Raw genomic sequence first — 18330 nt, forward strand, 5'->3', positions numbered from 1 at the left:
CCTAGTCCTGTTCGTCGGGCTCGTCGGCATTGCGAGCGATGGCCACGATGGTTACGCCGTCCGGAAGGTCCATGAGCTTGACCCCCATTGTGTTCCGATCGCGCGTTCGGCGTACAGGCTTCACCGGAGTCCGGATAACACCACCATTGCTCGTTATAGCAAACAGCTCATCGTCCGGGCTGATCACCACCGCCCCTACGAGACCGCCGCGACGCTCGGTGAGCTTGGCCGTGAGCACGCCCTTACCGCCGCGACCCTGCACCGGGTATTCGGAGATCGGGGTGCGCTTGGCGTAGCCGCCGTTGGTCGCGACCAGCACGTCGAGGTGGTCCATGCCCTCGCGGACGACCTCCATCGCCAGCAGTTCGTCGTCGCCGGTGAACCGCATGCCGATGACGCCCGACGTGGCCCGGCCCATCGGCCGCAGCGCGTCGTCGGTCGCGTTGAACCTGATCGCCTGTGCCATCTTCGAGACCAGCAGCAGGTCGTCTTCGGTGCCGGCGAGCGCGGCGCCGACCAACTCGTCTTCGTCGCGCAGGTTGATCGCGATGATGCCGCCCGACCGGTTGGAGTCGAACTCCTCCAGCTTGGTCTTCTTGACCAGGCCGTTGCGGGTGGCCAGCACGAGGTAGGGCGCCACACCGTAGTTGGCGATCTCGATCACCTGTGCGATGTGCTCGTCGGGCTGGAACGCCAGCAGGTTGGCCACGTGCTGGCCGCGGGCCGTGCGGCTGGCCTCCGGCAACTCGTAGGCCTTCGCCCGGTAGACCCGGCCCTTGTTCGTGAAGAACAGGATCCAGTCGTGTGTGGAGCAGACGAAGAAGTGGCTGACGATGTCGTCCTGCCGCAGCCCGGCTCCGCTGACGCCCTTGCCGCCCCGCCGCTGTGAGCGGTAGAGGTCGACCTTGGTGCGCTTGGCGTAGCCGGTGCGGGTGATCGTGACCACCACGTCTTCGCGGGCGATGAGGTCTTCCATCGAGACCTCGCCGTCGAACGGCACGATCTTGGTGCGGCGGTCGTCGCCCCACTTGGCCACGATCTCGCTGAGCTCGTCGGCGATGATCTTCCGCTGGCGCTCCGGCTTGGCCAGGATGTCGCGCAGGTCGGCGATGTCGATCTCGATCTTCGCCAACTCGTCGATGATCTTCTGCCGCTCCAGGGCCGCCAGGCGGCGCAGCTGCATGTCGAGGATCGCGGTCGCCTGGATGTCGTCGATGTCCAGGAGGGTCCGCAGCCCGCCGCGGGCGTCTTCGACGGTGGGCGAGCGCCGGATCAGGGCGATCACCTCGTCGAGGGCGTCGAGCGCCTTGACCAGGCCGCGCAGGATGTGTGCCCGCTCCTCGGCCTTGCGCAGCCGGTAGGCCGTGCGCCGCTGGATGACGTCGATCTGGTGCTCGACGTAGTAGCGGATGAACTGCGCCAGGTTGAGCGTGCGCGGCACACCGTCGACCAGCGCCAGCATGTTGGCGCCGAACGTCTCCTGCAACTGGGTGTGCTTGTAGAGGTTGTTCAGCACGACCTTGGCGACCGCGTCGCGGCGCAGCACGATCACGATCCGCATGCCGGTGCGGCCGGACGACTCGTCGCGGATGTCGGCGATGCCGGCGATCTTGCCCTCGCGGATCAGCTCGGCGATCCGCTCGGCCAGGTTGTCGGGGTTGACCTGGTAGGGCAGCTCGCTGACGACGAGGCAGGCGCGGCCCTTCTTGTCTTCCTCGACCTCGACCACCGCGCGCATCCGGATGGAGCCGCGGCCGGTGCGGTAGGCGTCCTGGATCGCCTGGGTGCCGACGATCAGGCCGTAGGTCGGGAAGTCGGGGCCCTTGACGATGCCCAGCAGCGCCTCGAGCGTGGTGGGCTCGTCGGCCTCCGGGTTGTCGAGGCACCACTTGACCGCCTCGGCGATCTCCCGCAGGTTGTGCGGCGGGATCTTGGTGGCCATGCCGACCGCGATGCCCTCGGCGCCGTTGACCAGCAGGTTGGGGATCCGCGACGGCAGGATCACCGGCTCCTTGGCCCGGCCGTCGTAGTTGTCCTGGAAATCGACGGTGTCCTCGTCGATGTCGCGGAGCATCTCCATCGCCAGCGGGTCGAGCTTGCACTCGGTGTATCGCATGGCGGCGGCCGGGTCGTTACCCGGCGAACCGAAGTTGCCGTTGCCGTCGACCAGCGGGTAACGCAGCGACCAGGTCTGCGCCATGCGGACCAGCGCGTCGTAGATCGCCGAGTCGCCGTGCGGGTGGAACTGACCCATCACGTCGCCTACGACCCGGGAACACTTCACGTAGCCGCGGTCGGGCCGGTAGCCCGAGTCGTACATCGCGTAAAGGATCTTGCGGTGAACCGGCTTGAGGCCGTCGCGGACGTCCGGCAGCGCGCGCCCGACGATGACGCTCATCGCGTAGTCGAGGTAGGAGCGCTGCATCTCGACCTCGAGCCCGACCGGCTCGACCCGGTCGCGGCTGGAGACCGCGGCGACCGCGGCCTCGAGATCCGGCTCGCCCTCGTAGGCCTCGGGGTTATCCGTCACAATTAATCCTTTTTCGCCTTAAATGCCGTTTTCATCCTGTGGATAACGGCTGTGGAAACCGACCTGTCTGTGGATAACTTCCGCCCTCCGTCAACGACCGACCGGAGGTAGACGCCGGCCGGCCGTGATCGGTTGCGTCAGATATCCAGGAACCGCACGTCCTTCGCGTTGCGTTGGATGAACGAGCGCCGGGCCTCGACGTCTTCGCCCATCAACACGCTGAACAACTCGTCGGCGGTCGCGGCGTCGTCGAGTGTCACCTGGCGCAGCGTGCGGGTTCCCGGGTTCATCGTGGTCTCCCACAGCTCCGGGTAGTTCATCTCGCCCAGGCCCTTGAACCGCTGGATGTCGTCGGGCTTGGCGTTGGGCTTGGACTCCTGGCGGAGCCGGATCAGCCCGTCGCGCTCCCGATCCGAGTACGCGTACTGGGCGTCGTCGCCCTTCTTGTTCCACTTGATCTTGTAGAGCGGCGGCGATGCCAGGTAGACGTGGCCGAGCTCGACCAGCGGCCGCATGAAGCGGAACAGCAGGGTGAGCAGCAGGGTCTGGATGTGCTGGCCGTCGACGTCGGCGTCGGCCATCAGCACGATCTTGTGGTAGCGCAGCTTCTCGATGTCGAAGTCGTCGTGGATGCCGGTGCCCAGCGCCGTGATCAGCGCCTGGACCTCGTTGTTCTTCAGCACCCGGTCGATCCGGGCCTTCTCCACGTTGAGGATCTTGCCGCGGATCGGCAGGATCGCCTGCACCCGCGGGTCACGACCCTGCTTGGCCGAGCCACCGGCCGAGTCACCCTCGACGATGAACACCTCGGACTCGCGCGGGTCGGTCGACTGGCAGTCGGCCAGCTTGCCCGGCATCGAACCGGACTCCAGCAGCGACTTGCGGCGGGCCAGCTTGCGGGCCTGCTGCGCGGCGATCCGGGCCCGGGAGGCCTGGGTCGCCTTGGTGATGATGGTCTTGGCCTCGCTGGGGTTGCGCTCCAGCCAGTCGTTGAGCCACTCGTTGCAGACGCGCTGCACGAAGCTCTTGACCGGGGTGTTGCCCAGCTTGGTCTTGGTCTGGCCCTCGAACTGGGGCTCGGCCAGCTTGACCGAGACGATCGCCGCGAGGCCCTCCCGGATGTCTTCACCGGTGAGCTTCTCGTCGCCCTTGAGGATCTTCTTCTCGGCGCCGTACTTGTTGACCACACCGGTCAACGCCGCGCGGAAGCCCTCTTCGTGGGTGCCGCCCTCGTGCGTGTTGATCGTGTTGGCGAACGTGTAGACCGACTCGCCGTAGGACTCGTTCCACTGCATGGCGATCTCGACCGCCATGCCCTGCTCCTCGCCACCGAACTCGATCACCGACTTGTGGATCGGCGACTTGGTGTTGTTGAGGTGCCGGACGAAGTCGGCGATGCCGCCCTTGTAGAGGAAGGTGACCTCGCGCGCCTTGCCGTCTTCCTCGCTGCTCGGGCGCTCGTCGCGGAAGTGGATGGTCAGGCCGCGGTTGAGGAACGCGTACTCCTGGAGGCGCCGGTAGATCGTCTCGAAGGCGTACTCGGTGGTCTCGAAGACTTTCGGGTCGGGCCAGAACGACACGGACGAACCGGTCGTGTTGGTGGTCTCGCCCTTCTCCAGCGGCGACGGCTTGGAGTTGGTGTAGGACTGCCGCCACACGTTCCCGGACTTGTGGATGACCACCTCCATCCGCGTCGACAGGGCGTTGACCACGGAGACGCCGACGCCGTGCAGGCCGCCGGAGACGGCGTACGCCTTGCCGTCGAATTTGCCGCCGGCGTGCAGAACGGTCAGCGCGACCTCGACACCCGGCTTCTTGAGCTTGGGGTGGAGGTCGACCGGGAAGCCACGGCCGTTGTCGACGACGCGCACGCCGCCGTCGGCCAGCAGCACGACGTCGATCGTGTCGCAGTAGCCGGCCAGGGCCTCGTCGACCGCGTTGTCGACGACCTCCCAGACCAGGTGATGCAGGCCACGCTCTCCGGTCGACCCGATGTACATGCCGGGGCGCTTGCGGACCGCTTCGAGGCCCTCGAGCACCTGGATCGATTCGGCGCCGTACTCCTGCTTTTTCTGCGTTGCCACTCTGGCCACTTTCTCGCGCCGCCCCAGCGTCGTCGACCGACGCTGGTGCGCGGGTATGGCGGGATGGCCACCAGCGACCGGCGCGACCGGGGGTGGGCGCACCGCTCGCCGCGCCTTCCCGCGGTCACGATCGGTTGGACGCGGCACGCGGGCGGCCTCGGGCCGGGGAGGACCCGATACGGTCGTACGCGCGTCGTCCTTCGTCTCTGCAATCTTACCGGGCCGGAGGGCCGAACACCCATCCGGCGCACGCCGGAAACCGCGCTAGAAGCGCCACAGCGGCCCGAACCTCGGTATCCGCGACTCCCCCCACACGAACGGCCCTTCGGCGCGAGCCAGCCGCGCGCCGGCGCCTTTTGTCTGCCGATCATGAAGTCGCCTCGGTGACCGCTGTGGCCATCGGGAGCGGAGTTCCCGGCATTACGGACATCCGGGCCATGATCCCCACCCCAAAGGTGACCGGTCGGGGGTCGCGCGAACCACCTACGGTGCCGTAGTTTCTGCGGCGCGATCCGATCGGGGCCAGCACCCCGACGTGTCATACGCTCGCGACCCCACCTCTTTCGGTGTCGGGATGCTGCTCAGCGGAGAAGGGTGGCCCGATGGGGCTGGACAACGTCGCCGTCCAGTGGCCGCGCACCGGCCGTTTCTACGACCCGGTCGCCCCGGCCGCGTTCGTCGACTTCGCCGACCTGGCGGACGCGCCCGACGTCTCCGCGCCCACGGCGGCCCTCGCCGGACATATCGCCAAGACCGGCACAGTCCGGGCGACGGCCTACACCGAGCTCGTCGATCTCCTCCTCGGTCTCGACGGTGTGCTTTACGCCACAGAGGCCGCGGCGGAAGACGAGGACCCGGTGATCGACCCCGACGGCTGCGCCTGGATCGCCGGCGGGCTGGAGCGCTTCGTCGAGGGTCACCGGCCACACGGCGAGTCGGTCACCTTCGAGACGGTCGGCGCCGTGTTGCGCACCGCCCTGTCCGGCGGCCGGCTGCCCGAGCAGCAGCTGCGCTGGCTCGACGGGCGACTCGACGCGCTGCGCGACGAGTCGGGCGACGCGCCGCAGTGGAGCTTCGCCCGCAGCGAGCTGGGTGTGCTGGCCCAGTTCTACCGGCGCTGCGCCGACCGTGGCTTCGCCGTCTACGCCGACTACTGAGGTGCTCCGCACCCCGGTGGGAAGCACCGACCGGCCGGCCCGCCGGGTCCGCGAAATTCAGCCGTACGTGTCTCGGGGGCCGCGCCCTTGGACCCGGCGCGGGCCTTTGGACCACGACGGCGCGGCCGGGCCGTGGATGTGCAGCTTCTTGACCACGTTGTGGCCCACCTCACCGGCGATCCGTTTGAGCAGCGACGCGGCCAGCAGGCGCAGCTGGGTGGCCCAGGCCGTTGACTCGGCCTCCACGGTCAGCTCACCGTCGGCGAGCTTGATCGGGCGGCAGTGCGACGCGATGTCGGGGCCGACGACCTTCTCCCAGGCGCCGAAGACGGTCGCCTCGGCGGCCGGCTTCTGCCAGCCGCGGGCCTTGACCAGCCGCTCCAGCACGGCGCCGAACAGTTGCGGGTCGCGTGGGTCGGGGCCCGGCCCGGAATAGCCACGCAACCGGCGGCCGCTGCCCCCGGTCGAGCTTCCGGTCGGGCGGCGTCGCTGTGCGGCCGCGCCGCGCTTGGCCAGCGCGGCGTCGAGTGTCGCCCGCGCCAATTGCGGTCCGGCCAGCCCTTCGGTCGCCGGCGCCGACCCGCCTGCGTCGGCGGCGCCCTGGGTCGGCGTCGCGCCGGGCTCGGCGTTTCCGCCGGGAGGCGCTGTGGCGTCGCCGGGCCCGGACGCGGTTCGGCGGCGTGGTTTCGGCGAGCGGTCCTCGCGGCCGTCGATCGGTTCAGTAGGCACGGCGGACCGTCCCCTCAGAAGCCTCGGAGCGCGCGTCGCCGTGACCGGGCGCTGGGCGCGCGCCGCGGGTGTCACCGTGGCCGGGCACCGGGCCCGGGCCCGATCCGGCAGAGCCGGCCTGCTGGACTTCGGTGGGTTCAGTCGGCACGGCGGACCGTCCCTTCGGAGACGTCGAAGCGGGCGCCGCGCAGGGCCGCCGGCACGTCGTCGGGGACCGCGCAGGTAACCAGGAGTTGGCTGGCGCCGCCGACCAGCTCGGCCAGGCGTTCCCGGCGGCCCGTGTCGAGTTCGGCGAAAACGTCGTCGAGGGCCAGGACCGGCTCGATGCCGTCGGCCCTCAGCAGGTCGTAGGCGGCCAGCCGCAGCGCCAGGGCGTAGGACCAGGACTCGCCGTGGCTGGCGTAGCCCTTGGCCGGCAGCTCGCCCAGCGTCAGGGTCAGGTCGTCGCGGTGCGGGCCGGTCAGCGTCACGCCGCGTTCCACTTCGGACTGTCGGCCGGCGGCGAGCGCGGTCAGCAGCAACTGCTCGAGCTCGGCCCGATCGGCGCCGGCCGGCGGGATCTCGAGGCCCGACCGGTAGGCGATGCCCGCGGCGCCGCGGCCGGCGGCGACCGCGTCGTAAGCCTTGGCGACGAACGGGCCGAGCGCTGTCACCAGCTCCAGCCGGCCCGCCAGCAACTCGGCGCCGTGCCGGGCCAGGTGGGTGTCCCAGACATCCAGTGTGGACAGATCGCCGCCGCGGGTGCCGCCGGTCTTGCGGGCCAGGTAGGACGTGCGCAGCAACGCGTTGCGCTGCTTGACCACCCGGTCGTAGTCGGACCGCACGCCGGCGTAGCGCGGCTGGCGCGCGACCAGCAGGTCGTCGAGATAGCGGCGCCGCTCGGCCGGGTCGCCGCGGACCAGTTCGAGGTCTTCCGGTGCGAACAGCACCATCCGCAGCGCGCCGAGCACGTCGCGGGCCCGGCGTGCCGGCGAGCGGCCGAGCCGGGCCCGGTTGGCCTTGCCGGGCACGATCTCCAGCTCGACCTGCAGCTCGCGTCCATCGTGGACGACCAGGCAACGGATGACCGCCGACTGCGCGCCGGCCCGAACCAGTGGCGCGTCGGTGGCGACCCGGTGACTGTCGAGGGTCGCCACGTAGCCGAGCGCCTCCAGCAGGTTGGTCTTGCCGACACCGTTGGGGCCGACCAGCACGCTCGCCCCGGCGGGCAGGTCGACCGCCACCCGCTCGTACGAGCGGAAGTCGACCAGCTCCAGCCGCTGGACGTGCATCTGACCGCGTCAGCTCTTGCGAACGGGGTGCCCACCGAACTGGTTGCGCAGCGCGGCCACCGCCTTCATCGCCGGTGAGTCGTCTTCGCGCGACTCGAAGCGCGCGAACAGCGAGGCCGCGATGACGTGCATCGGCACCGCGAGCCGGATCGCCTCTTCGACCGTCCAGCGGCCCTCACCGGTGTCGTCGGCGTAGCCCTTGATGGCTTCCAGCGCGGGGTCTTCGTCGAGCGCCCGGTCGAGCAGGTCGAGCAGCCACGACTTGATGACCGTGCCCTCGCGCCACGACTTGACCACGCCGGGCACGTTGGTCACCAGCTCCGAGGCGCCCAGCAGCTCGTAGCCTTCGGCGTAGGCGTGCATCAGGCCGTATTCGATGCCATTGTGGACCATCTTGGCGTAGTGGCCGGCACCGACCGGGCCGGCGTGCACGAAGCCGAACTCGCCGGCGGGCTTGAGCGCCTCGAAGATCGGCATGAGCCGGGCGATGTGCTCGTCGGAGCCGCCGGCCATCAGCGCGTAGCCGAGCTGGACGCCCCAGATGCCACCGGAGACGCCGACGTCGACGTAGCCGATGCCCTTCGCGTCGAGCCGCTCGGCGCGCGGCTTGTCGCTGCTGAACCGCGAGTTGCCGCCGTCGATGATGAGGTCGCCCGGGCTGAGCTCGGCGGCCACGTCGTCGATGGTGCTGTCGGTGACCTCGGCCGGAACCATCACCCAGACCGCGCGCGGCGCCTCGAGCTTCGACGCCAGCTCCGCCAACGTCTTCGCGTCGGAGATCTCTGGCTTGTGGTCAAATCCGACGATCTCGTGGCCGGCGGCGCGCAGGCGTTCGCGCATGTTGCCACCCATCCGGCCCAGGCCGATGAGCCCCAGCTGCATAGCGGGTTCCCCTCCCGTTGACGTGCCCTTGCTCTGCCCTACCCGCGGATCAGCGGGTTACCCGGATCGGCATGATCAGATACCGGTATCCGGGGACGATCTCGCCGTCGTCGCCGGCGGGCGAAATCACGGCGGGTTTGAAGGCGTCGACGAAGGAGAGCACGGCCGTCGAGGCGAGCAGGTTCTGCAGCCCGTCGATCAGGTATTGCGGGTTGAAGCCGATGGTCAGCGGCTCGCCGCTGAAGGTGGCGTCCATGGCCTCGCTGGCCCGCGCCTCCTCGCTGCCGCCGGCCTCGACGACCAGGCCGTCGGGGCCGAAGCTGAGCAGCACCGGCGTGGTGCGCTCGGCGACCAGCGCGACCCGGCGCACGACCTCGACCAGCGCCGGCACGGAGACCCGGGCCTCGGCGTTGTGGCTGGCCGGGAACAGCGAGCGCACCGGCGGGTAGTTGGCGCCGTCGAGCAGCCGGCTGGTGGTGCGTCGGGTGCCGGCCGAGAAGCCGATCATGCCCTCGCCGGCGCCGCCGTGCGCCAGGGCCATGGTGACGTCGCCGCCGAGCGGGCCGAGCGTCTTGGCGGTGTCGTTGAGCGTGCGGGCCGGCACCAGCGCGTTGATGCTGATCTCCGGGTCTTCCGGCCGCCACTCCAACTCGCGCATGGCAAGCCGGTAGCGGTCGGTGGCGAGCAGGGCGATGTTGCTGCCGCTGAGCTCCACCCGTACGCCGGTCATCATCGGCAGCGTCTCGTCACGGCCCGCGGCGATGGCGACCTGGGCGACCGCGCTGGCGAACGTCGCGGCGTCGATCGTGCCGGCGCTGGCCGGCATCGCGGGCAGGCTCGGGTAGTCCTCCACCGGCATGGTCGGGAGGGTGAAGCGGGCACTGCCGCAGACGAGTTCGAGATGGGCACCGACGGCGGCGATGTCGACCGGCTTGCCGGGCAGCGCCTTGGTGATCTCGGCGAGCAGCCGGCCGGAGACCAGTGCGGCGCCGTCGGCGTCACCCTGGATGTCGACGGTCACCTGACTGGAGACCTCGTAGTCGAAGCCGGAGACCTCGAGCCTGCCGTCGGACACCCGCAGCATCACACCGGCGAGCACCGGGACGGACGGGCGACTCGGCAAGCTCTTCGCCGTCCACGCAACGGCGTCGGCGAGCGCGTCGCGCTCCACGCGGAACTTCATGCGTTGCCTCCGGGTCGGCTCGGACGGGGCTGGGTCGGATGCGAGTTGCCCCACCGCACCTTAAGGCGAGGGAGGCGATGACGTGCGCCCGGCCCCGGTGTTTCTGGCGAGGTTACGCGGGAGTGCACAAATCCCCAGACGTGATGATTGGTTTTCTTCTCTCTAAAGAGATATCTAGTCGTCTTCATAGGCCCTGTGCGAACTGTGGAGAACCGGCGTTTCCGCTGCTCAGGCATGTTATCCACCGGTGTCGAACGTGTGGAGAACGCTGCGTGTAACTCGGCCGCTCATCCACAGCCGATCGGCCGCACACAGCGACGCCGAGTTGTCCACCGGTTGTCCACGGGGTTTCCCCAGGGTTTCTCCCCAGGCGTTAGAGATCATCTTCGGCCTTTCCCCAGAACCTTCAACACCCTCCGCACATGTGCGTCGCCGCTGTGGACGCGACGGCCGGCGTCCACAGCGCTGTCCCCAGCCTTCGTCCACAGCCTGTGTGGACATCGACGGACACGACGACCGCGCCATCCACGACGGTGGACAGCGCTTGTGGATTAGCTGTGGGAACTGTGGATGAACGCGAGTCACCTGTGTGTTCGGGGGATAACCGCTCCTTACCTGGGGAGAAACCTGGGGACGCAGACTGATCCAGACCAATCATAGTAAACAACCTAATCCGGACAATACTGGAAACGCGGGCTGCAACGGCTTTTCCCAGTGTGGATATGGCTGGGGGTAGACGTGTGGAAAACACGGTCGGTGTGTGGATCGACGACGACCTGTGGATAACCGCTACGGGTTGTGCGCACCCGGGTACGGTCAGCCGACCCCTGACGCCGGGGTCGGCCGTACACCCAATGGGGTCAGGAGTTCTGCTTGATCCGGTTCGTCAGCTCGGCGATCTGGTTGTAGAGCGAGCGACGCTCCGCCATCTGCTGGCGGATCTTCCGGTCTGCGTGCATCACCGTGGTGTGGTCGCGGCCGCCGAACGCCTGCCCGATCCGGGGCAGCGACAGGTCGGTCAGCTCACGGCAGAGATACATCGCCACCTGGCGGGCGTTGACCAGCACCCGCGAGCGGGAGTGGCCGCGGAGGTCTTCGAGCGAGACGCCGAAGTAGTCGGCCGTCGAGACCATGATCTGGTCGGCCGTGATCTCCGGGCCCGAGCCGTCGGGGATGAAGTCGCGCAGCACTTCTTCGGCGATCGCGAGTTCGACCGGCGAACGGGTCAGCGACGCGAACGCGGTCACCCGGATCAGCGCACCCTCGAGCTCGCGGATCGAGTTGGCGATCCGCGACGCGATGAACTCGAGCACGTCCGGCGGCGCGTAGAGCCGTTCCTGCGCCGCCTTCTTCTGCAGGATCGCGATCCGCGTCTCGAGGTCGGGCGGCTGGATGTCGGCGAGCAGGCCCCACTCGAACCGGGTGCGCAGCCGATCCTCCAATGTGGCCAGCTGCTTCGGCGAACGGTCGGACGTGATGACGATCTGCTTGTTGGCGTTGTGCAGCGTATTGAAGGTGTGGAAGAACTCCTCCTGGGTCCGCTCGCGGTTCTCCAGGAACTGGATGTCGTCGATCAGCAGGATGTCGACGTCGCGGTAGCGGCGCTGGAACGCACTGGTCTTGTCGTCGCGCAGCGAGTTGATGAAGTCGTTGGTGAACTCTTCGGTCGAGACGTAGCGCACCGACCGCGCGTTGCCCAGCGTCGTGGCGTAGTGGCCGATCGCGTGCAACAGGTGCGTCTTGCCCAACCCGGAACTGCCGTAGATGAACAGCGGGTTGTAGGCCTTCGCCGGCGACTCGGCGACCGCGACCGACGCCGCGTGCGCGAACCGGTTGGACGAGCCGATGACGAACGTCTCGAACATGTATTTCGGGTTGAGCCGGTTGCCGCCGCCGTCGGCGCTGGCGCGGCGGTCGTCGCGGCGGCCGGGCCCGCTGTCGGAGCCGCTGTCGCGGCGCATCGGCTGGGTCGGCGGTTCGTCGAACTGACCGCCGCCCCGGTTGTCGCCGCCCCGGCCGTCGCGGGTGTCCCGGTCCCCGGCGCCCGCGCGGAACGTGGGTGGCGGTTCAGAGCGCTGCTGGTACGCCGCCGGCGTGCCGTAGGTCGTGCCGGCCGCGGTGTAGGTCGGTGGCGGCGCGGGCGGGTAGGGCGTCGCGAACAGCGCGTCCTGGCGGTCGTGGTCGCGGTCGACGTCACGGGGCTGGGGGTTGGCCGCGGGCGACGGCGGGCGGGCCTTGCCGACCGCACCGGTGCGCGCCGGTGCGGCGGGGCTGGTCGGCGCGGCCGCAGGTGGCGGGTCGAGCGGCGGGTTGGGTTTGGGCTGGATGATGCTGTGCAGGGCGGTCGGCGCGTTCAGTGCGCTGATCGGCGCGGGCGCGGGGGTGCCGCTGGCCGGTGCGGGGTTGCCGGTGGGCGCGGGACTGCCGGCCGGCGGTGGCGGGGTGGCCTGCCGGGGCGCCTGAGCCGGGCTCGGCCGCGGCTGCTCGACCGGCGCCGCCTCGACCTGCTGCTCGGTGTCGGACGCGGTGCTGCGCTGGTGTGGCGGGAAGGCGGTGGCGGCGTAGCTCTCCGGCGCGCCGGTGTAGACGGTGCCGCCCGGGCGGCTCTGGCCGTCTTCCGGCGGGCGGACGGTGACCGCGACCTGGATCGCGCGCCCCATCCGGCGGGAGAGCGCCTCGGTGATCGCCGGTCGCAGCCGGGACTCGATGACGTCGCGGGTGAACGCGTCGGGCACGGAGAGCAGCGCGGTGTCTTCGACGATCGCGCGGAGCCGGGTCAGCCGGAGGTAGGCGCGTTGCTGGGCGGAGACGATCTCGTCCGCGAGTTCATCTGTCGCCGCCATCCAGACGCCGGCGAGATCGATCGTCTCGGACACCCCGTTGCCACCCCCCTCGCTTCATGTGCTCGGTCGAGACGGGCCAGCCCACCCGCCGTGACCTGGCACAACCCCCGCGTACGGGTGGCCGGCCCGATCGCTGTCCACAAGTTGTCCACAGCCTGTGTGCTGGCCGATCGTGGCGCCATACCTATACGAACTGACGACCCCGGGCTCAGCCGATCCGGCATCGGTGTGACTACACCGTGCCGAACGATTGACTACCTCGCCCGGTTTTGCCCCATATGGCAGCCGTGAGCCCCCCAGATCGCCGACCAGCAACCCGGCACGCTAACAGCGTTGTCCACACCCCTACAACCGTTGTCCACAGAACTGCCTTCTCGGGATACGCGAAAGGGGGCAGCGACGGCTGCGTCGAAGCGCTCGCTGCCTGCGTGGACGCGCCCTCTGCCGGTGTTTGACGGTCGTTGCGTGCGTGCGTAGGCTTGAGCGGCCGCTCCGTCGCCCTCTGGTAGGGTGGCGGGTGTTTGCTGCGCGGGTCGACGTTGACCGTCAAACACCCGTCGTCCACGCCCGCTCACGCGGAGCGCGCCGTGCACAGACCACCACACGACCGGCCCGACCCTGGGGCCGCCCGACGACGGAGAGCCTGACGTGAGCAAGCGCACCTTCCAGCCGAACAACCGCCGGCGTGCCAAGACCCACGGCTTCCGGCTGCGCATGCGCACCCGCGCCGGCCGCGCGATCCTCTCCGCCCGTCGGGCCAAGGGTCGCAAGGAGCTGTCGGCCTGAGTCCGGCACCAGGATGGAAGTAGGGCTGCGATGCTGCCCGCCGCGCAGCGCCTCCGGCGCCGCGACGAGTTCACCACCGCCGTTCGCGGCGGCCGCCGAGCCGGCCGCGGCGCTGTGGTCGTCCACCTGACCCTTCCGTCCTCGCACCCGCACGACCCCGACCAGCCGGCGTCCGCCGCAGCACCACAACCGGCGCGCGCCGGCTTCGTCGTGTCCAAGGCCGTCGGCGGTGCCGTGGTCCGCAACCAGGTCAAGCGCCGGCTGCGGCACCTGTCCCGGGAGCGGCTGGCCACGTTGCCCGCCGGCTCGACGCTGGTGGTGCGGGCGCTGCCCCAGGCCGCCGACCGTTCCTACCAGCGGCTCGGTGTCGATCTCGACAAGGCGATCGCCGCCGCACGGGGGGTGTGATGTGGTGAGTTCACAGGAAACCATCAGCAACACGACACCCAAGAACATCAGCATCCCCGCCCGCGTACTGGCTTTTTGCATCATCGCGTACCGTCGTTGGATAAGCCCGGCACTGCCGGCTCGCTGTCGGTTCTATCCGTCATGTAGCGCTTACGGCCTCGAGGCTGTGTCGCGGCACGGCGCGATTCGCGGAACCGGTCTGACGATCTGGCGGCTGCTGCGCTGCCACCCCTTCCACCCCGGTGGCTACGACCCGGTGCCGGAACCGCGTCGTCGTCGCCCCGCCAACACGGCGGAACCCCTGGCCGAGTGACAGGAGCCCTTGGTGCACATCAGTCTTGACTGGATCTACTGGGCGATCTCGTGGATCCTGCTGCGCTGGCACGGGGTGTGGGATGCCATCGGTGTGCCGGATCACGCGGTGCTCGGCACCACCTGGTCCTGGATCCTGGCGATCTTCTTCCTGGTCGTCACGGTCCGCGTGATCCTCTTCCCGATCTTCGTCAAACAGATCAAGTCGCAACGCGCGATGCAGGCCCTGCAGCCGAAGGTCAAAGAACTGCAGGAGAAGCACAAGGGCGACCGGGAAACGCTCCAAAAAGAGATCATGGAGCTCTACCGGACCGAGAAGGCCAACCCGCTCATGGGCTGCCTTCCGATGTTCCTGCAGATTCCGGTCTTCCTCGGCCTCTTCCACGTGCTGAAACGCGTCAACCCGAACAACCAGCTCAAGGAGCTGTACGGGTGGACCGCGCAACAGTTCGACAGCGCCTCGCACGCGACGCTGTTCACCGCACCCATCTCCGGTCGGTTCGGCTCGAGCGCTTCGGAGCTCGCCGTCCTCGACTCGAGCGTCACCACGGTCAAGATCATCGCGGCCATCCTGGTCGCCATCATGATCACGACGACCTACCTGACCAGCCGCCAGATGATCCTCAAGACCGGCTGGGCCGAAGACCCGCAGCAGCGGATGCTGCAGCGGATCATGCTCTACGGCATCCCGGCGTCGCTGCTGATCTCCGGTGCGATCTTCCCGATCGGCGTGATCATCTACTGGGTCACCAACAACCTGTTCACCCTGGCCCAGCAGCAGTGGGTGTTGCGCAAGTTCCCGCCACCGGCGGTCAGCAAGGCCAACCTGCCCAGCCGCTACTCCGAGGCGGGCGAGAAGGCCCGGGCCGCCGCGGCCGCCCGCGAGGCCCAGCCGAAGTCCGGTGGCCTGCTCAGCCGGCTCACCGACGCCGCCAAGTCGGCTGCCGTGCCGCAGCCGGGCGCGACCGCCAAGCCGGTCGGCAAGAGCGCTACCAACGGCAAGCCCGCCCGCCAGGGCTCGAAGCCCAACGGCAAGCAGCCGGAGGCCAAGCCCGCGGTCGATGGCAAGGCGCTCGCACCCAAGCCCGGTGCCAAACCGGTCAATCCGAAAAAGGGCGGCCCCCGCCCCGCCAAACGTCGATAAGCGCGGCGGCCGGCGACTCCTCCGCCGGCCGCGCCTGGCGACACCCATACGTGCCCGGCCCGGTGACCTCGCTCACCGGCCCGGGCTGACCAGCGGACCCAGTGGTCCGGCGAGAGACATACGGAGATGACACCGTGACCGACACCAGCATCCCCCGCACCGACAAGCCCTTCGACGAGGAGAACGACGAGGCTGCCGCGCGTGTGGACGAGGCCGAGCCGGCCGAGGACGACGAAGCGGTCGACGACGAGGGCGAAGAGGACGAGGACGCGTCGGACTCCGCGGTCGCGGAGACCAAGGAGACCAGCGACAACGACCTGTTCCGGCAGAGCGAGATCGCCGCGGACTACGTCGAGGGCCTGCTCGACATCCTCGACTACGACGGCGACATCGACGAACTGGTGTCCGCCGGCCGCCCGGTCGTCGAGGTGGTCGGCGGTCGGCTCCAGCCGCTGGTCGGCCAGCGCGGCGCCACGCTGGAGGCGCTCCAGGAACTGACCCGACTGGCGGTCTTCCGCGAGACGGGCTCGCCGAGCCGGCTGTTGCTCGACGTGGGCGGTTACCGCGCCAACCGGCGCAAGGAACTGGCGGCCGTGGCCAAGAACGCGGTCGAGAAGGTCAAGGAATACGGCGAGGCCGTACGCCTGGAGCCGATGTCGGCGTTCGAGCGCAAGTGCGTACACGATGTGGTCAACGCTCTCGCCGGTGTCGAAAGTGAGTCCGAGGGCGTCGAGCCGCACCGTCGCATCATCGTGCGGCCGGTTTCGTGACGCGGGCCGCGCGCGGCGCGGCGGCTTCGGCCCGGGCGGATGACCGCCCGGGCCGTTCCATGCCGGGGGTCTGTCGATGAGTTCTGCTGTTCCCCCCGCCGCTTCCGTGCTCTTCGGCGAGCGGCTGCCGCTGGCGTCGCGCTACGCCGAACTGCTCGTCACCGACGGCGTGGTGCGCGGCCTGATCGGCCCGCGCGAGGCACCGCGGATCTGGGACCGCCACCTGCTCAACTGCGCGACAATGTCCGAATTGATCCCGTCCGGCGCTTCGGTGGTTGACGTGGGGTCTGGGGCGGGTTTGCCCGGTATCGTGCTTGCGGTGGCGCGACCGGACCTGTCCATGGTCCTGGTCGAGCCACTGGCACGACGGACCGCCTTCCTGGCGGAAGTGGTGGCTTCGCTCGGCCTGGACGACACCGTGACGGTCGTCCGCGGCCGAGCCGAGGAGGTACGGGACGCCCTCGTCCCGGCCGACGTGGTCACCGCTCGGGCGGTCGCGCCGCTCGACCGGCTCGCCGGCTGGTGTCTCCCCCTCACCGCACCCGGCGGACGGCTGCTCGCCCTCAAGGGCGCGTCGGCCTCCGACGAGGTCGCGGAACACCAGACCGCGATCGGTCGACTGGGCGGAGCCACGCCGGTCGTACGGCATTGCGGGGTCGGCCTGGTCGACCCGCCGACGACCGTCGTGGAAATCGTCCGCGAGCGCGTCGTCGCGCCGGCAAATCCTCGGCCGGCAGGCCGAGGCGGTCGCCGTCCGACCTCGGACGGTGGCGGAGGTCGCGGGAGATCGCGGAGGGGATAGATGGGCCGGCGGGGAGCTGCACCAGATTTCGGATCTTCTTCCCCGCCGTTGCCGGTGGACCCGGTGCCGGATGGTTCGGGGGGCGCGTCCGCCGGGCCTCCGCGTGGTGGGTCGCGGTCTGTCGCAGGATTGGTGTCGCCGGGCACTGACGAGGTCGGGGTTTCTGCTCGGAAGCGTTCTGCTCAGGGACGTTCCAAGGCTGAAGCTGGCGGGTCAGGTCGATCTCGCTCCCGGGGGTCCGCGTCCGTGGAGGAGTCGGTTGCCGCTGGCGACGGAGCCGCGGCTGCTTCGCGTCGGTCTTCTTCGCGTCCCCGGGCGGCCGGTGGGGCGGGTGCTGCCGTGTCAGGTCGCCCGACGTCCGCTCTCGACGACGTGGCGGCCGGTCGCGGTTCGGGCCGGCCTGTCGCTCGCTCCAAGGCACCGGCTGCGGATGGTGCCGAAGCACGGCGGTCTTCGTCGCGGGCAGGGGCGGAGCCGTCCACGGGTGCCGGGGCGCGACGGACCTCTGCCCGCGTGGACGCGGAGCCGTTGTTCGACGCTGCCGAGATCTCATCTCCCGCGGGCCGTGGTTCGAAGTCGGGCTCGAGCGGAATTACCTCCGCCGCTTCGCGCTCCACGAAGGCGGCTGCTGGCCCGCGGGGGCCCGAGGAAGCGCTCGAGGCTCCGGCGCGCAGCCGCACCGGCCGGGCGAAGGTGGGACACGATGCATCTGACTTCGTGCCGGATGGATCTGAGCGTCCCGGGACCGCCTCCCCTCGGCGCGTCGCCCCGGTCAGTCGCGCCGAACCGGCGGGAGGGTCGAGTGGATCCGGAGCGACGGTGCCGACTTCTCGCCGGCGGCCGTCCCGGCCCGTTGAGCAAGGTTCCGACGTTGCCGGAGGGGTAGCCGCGTCCCGCCGACGGATCGCACGGTCCGCGGGACAGGATGTCGAGCCCGCGGGTGTCGCCAGGGCAGCGGCTCCACAGCGGCGCCCGGCCAAGTCCGCGCGAACGGGGGAGGTTGGTGAGGCGGCCCCTACTTCGCGGCGGCGGGGGGCCGAGTCCGCACGCCCGGATGCGGAGGTTGGTGCCGCGGACGCGGCCCATGCTTCGCAGCAACGCCTGGTCGGGCCTGGGCGAGCGGGTGCGGAGGTTGGTGCCGCCGACGCGGCCCCTTCTTCGCGGCGGCGTGTGGCCAGGTCTGCGGGATCGGGTGCGGAGGTTGTGGGCAAGGACGCGGTCCCTAGTTCGCGGCGGGTAGTCGGGTCTGTGCGATCGAACGGGGAGGTTGGTGGCGAGGGCGGGGCCCCCGTTTCGCAGCGGGGTCTGGTCGGGTCTGGGCGACTGGGTGTGGAGTCTGGCGTCGCCGAGCCCGCCCCCGTTGCGCGGCGGCGCGTGGCCAAGTCCGCGGGATCAGGTGCGAAGGTTGGTGGCGCGGAGATGGCCCCTG

14 protein-coding genes are annotated in these 18330 nt (G+C 69.8%); 7 read left to right on the plus strand and 7 right to left on the minus strand.

The features are described 5' to 3' along the window. Position 1 precedes the first annotated feature (1 nt). Together gyrA and gyrB are read right to left on the minus strand one after the other, a co-directional pair. Positions 2-2530 carry a DNA gyrase subunit A gene (gene gyrA, locus AB0J74_RS23725; RefSeq protein ID WP_363451388.1) on the minus strand — a complete coding sequence of 843 codons (2529 nt, stop codon included), beginning with the start codon at positions 2528-2530 and terminating at the stop codon, positions 2-4. Between the two features lie 137 nt (positions 2531-2667). Continuing rightward, the gene (gene gyrB / locus AB0J74_RS23730; RefSeq protein ID WP_363451390.1) at positions 2668-4614 is read right to left on the minus strand and encodes a DNA topoisomerase (ATP-hydrolyzing) subunit B; all 1947 of its coding nucleotides are present in this window, start codon (positions 4612-4614) and stop codon (positions 2668-2670) included. Between the two features lie 602 nt (positions 4615-5216). Between gyrB and AB0J74_RS23735 the strand changes: the two genes are divergently transcribed. Continuing rightward, the gene (locus AB0J74_RS23735) at positions 5217-5771 is read left to right on the plus strand and encodes a hypothetical protein (RefSeq protein ID WP_363451392.1); all 555 of its coding nucleotides are present in this window, start codon (positions 5217-5219) and stop codon (positions 5769-5771) included. A 57-nt stretch (positions 5772-5828) separates the two neighbouring features. On the opposite strand, the gene AB0J74_RS23740 is transcribed toward AB0J74_RS23735, so the two are convergent. The 5 genes from AB0J74_RS23740 to dnaA all read right to left on the minus strand — a co-directional run bounded on the left by AB0J74_RS23740 (position 5829) and on the right by dnaA (position 12712). Continuing rightward, positions 5829-6500 (minus strand): DciA family protein, encoded by a 672-nt coding sequence (locus AB0J74_RS23740; protein ID WP_363451394.1) that lies wholly within the window; start codon positions 6498-6500, stop codon positions 5829-5831. A gap of 137 nt (positions 6501-6637) precedes the next feature. Then, the gene (recF, locus tag AB0J74_RS23745) at positions 6638-7771 is read right to left on the minus strand and encodes a DNA replication/repair protein RecF (protein ID WP_363451396.1); all 1134 of its coding nucleotides are present in this window, start codon (positions 7769-7771) and stop codon (positions 6638-6640) included. A gap of 9 nt (positions 7772-7780) precedes the next feature. After that, complete coding sequence (gnd, locus tag AB0J74_RS23750) at positions 7781-8653, minus strand: phosphogluconate dehydrogenase (NAD(+)-dependent, decarboxylating) (protein ID WP_363451398.1); 873 nt, start codon at positions 8651-8653, stop codon at positions 7781-7783. Positions 8654-8702: 49 nt separating this feature from the next. Continuing rightward, positions 8703-9836, minus strand: a complete 1134-nt coding sequence (dnaN, locus tag AB0J74_RS23755) for a DNA polymerase III subunit beta (RefSeq protein ID WP_363451400.1) — start codon at positions 9834-9836, stop codon at positions 8703-8705. An 860-nt stretch (positions 9837-10696) separates the two neighbouring features. Beyond that, positions 10697-12712, minus strand: coding sequence for a chromosomal replication initiator protein DnaA (dnaA, locus tag AB0J74_RS23760; RefSeq protein ID WP_363451402.1), 2016 nt, complete (start codon positions 12710-12712; stop codon positions 10697-10699). A gap of 615 nt (positions 12713-13327) precedes the next feature. Between dnaA and rpmH the strand changes: the two genes are divergently transcribed. The 6 genes from rpmH (at position 13328) to rsmG (ending at position 16901) form a co-directional block, all read left to right on the plus strand. Beyond that, positions 13328-13465: a 50S ribosomal protein L34 gene (rpmH, locus tag AB0J74_RS23765; protein WP_203702036.1), complete on the plus strand. Its 138-nt coding sequence runs from the start codon at positions 13328-13330 to the stop codon at positions 13463-13465. A 30-nt stretch (positions 13466-13495) separates the two neighbouring features. Then, the gene (gene rnpA, locus AB0J74_RS23770) at positions 13496-13873 is read left to right on the plus strand and encodes a ribonuclease P protein component (RefSeq protein WP_363451405.1); all 378 of its coding nucleotides are present in this window, start codon (positions 13496-13498) and stop codon (positions 13871-13873) included. Positions 13874-13919: 46 nt separating this feature from the next. Next, positions 13920-14186: a membrane protein insertion efficiency factor YidD gene (yidD, locus tag AB0J74_RS23775; RefSeq protein WP_363451728.1), complete on the plus strand. Its 267-nt coding sequence runs from the start codon at positions 13920-13922 to the stop codon at positions 14184-14186. Positions 14187-14204: 18 nt separating this feature from the next. Beyond that, on the plus strand, positions 14205-15329 hold the full coding sequence (yidC, locus tag AB0J74_RS23780; RefSeq protein WP_363451730.1) for a membrane protein insertase YidC: 1125 nt from the start codon (positions 14205-14207) through the stop codon (positions 15327-15329). A gap of 134 nt (positions 15330-15463) precedes the next feature. Further along, on the plus strand, positions 15464-16099 hold the full coding sequence (locus AB0J74_RS23785) for a R3H domain-containing nucleic acid-binding protein (RefSeq protein ID WP_363451407.1): 636 nt from the start codon (positions 15464-15466) through the stop codon (positions 16097-16099). Positions 16100-16175: 76 nt separating this feature from the next. Beyond that, entirely contained in the window at positions 16176-16901 is a 726-nt protein-coding gene (rsmG, locus tag AB0J74_RS23790) for a 16S rRNA (guanine(527)-N(7))-methyltransferase RsmG (protein ID WP_363451409.1), read from the plus strand. Positions 16902-18330 lie beyond the last annotated feature (1429 nt).

It is taken from the genome of Asanoa sp. NPDC049573, from assembly GCF_040676615.1.
Classification (GTDB): Bacteria; Actinomycetota; Actinomycetes; order Mycobacteriales; family Micromonosporaceae; genus Asanoa.

Excerpts from the sequence above, each read along its gene's own strand:
- AB0J74_RS23735 (WP_363451392.1), top strand. The coding sequence starts at position 5,217 with ATGGGGCTGGACAACGTCGCCGTCCAGTGGCCGCGCACCGGCCGTTTC.
- recF (WP_363451396.1), bottom strand. The coding sequence starts at position 7,771 with ATGCACGTCCAGCGGCTGGAGCTGGTCGACTTCCGCTCGTACGAGCGG.
- rnpA (WP_363451405.1), top strand. The coding sequence starts at position 13,496 with ATGCTGCCCGCCGCGCAGCGCCTCCGGCGCCGCGACGAGTTCACCACC.
- gnd (WP_363451398.1), bottom strand. The coding sequence starts at position 8,653 with ATGCAGCTGGGGCTCATCGGCCTGGGCCGGATGGGTGGCAACATGCGC.
- rsmG (WP_363451409.1), top strand. The coding sequence starts at position 16,176 with ATGAGTTCTGCTGTTCCCCCCGCCGCTTCCGTGCTCTTCGGCGAGCGG.
- dnaN (WP_363451400.1), bottom strand. The coding sequence starts at position 9,836 with ATGAAGTTCCGCGTGGAGCGCGACGCGCTCGCCGACGCCGTTGCGTGG.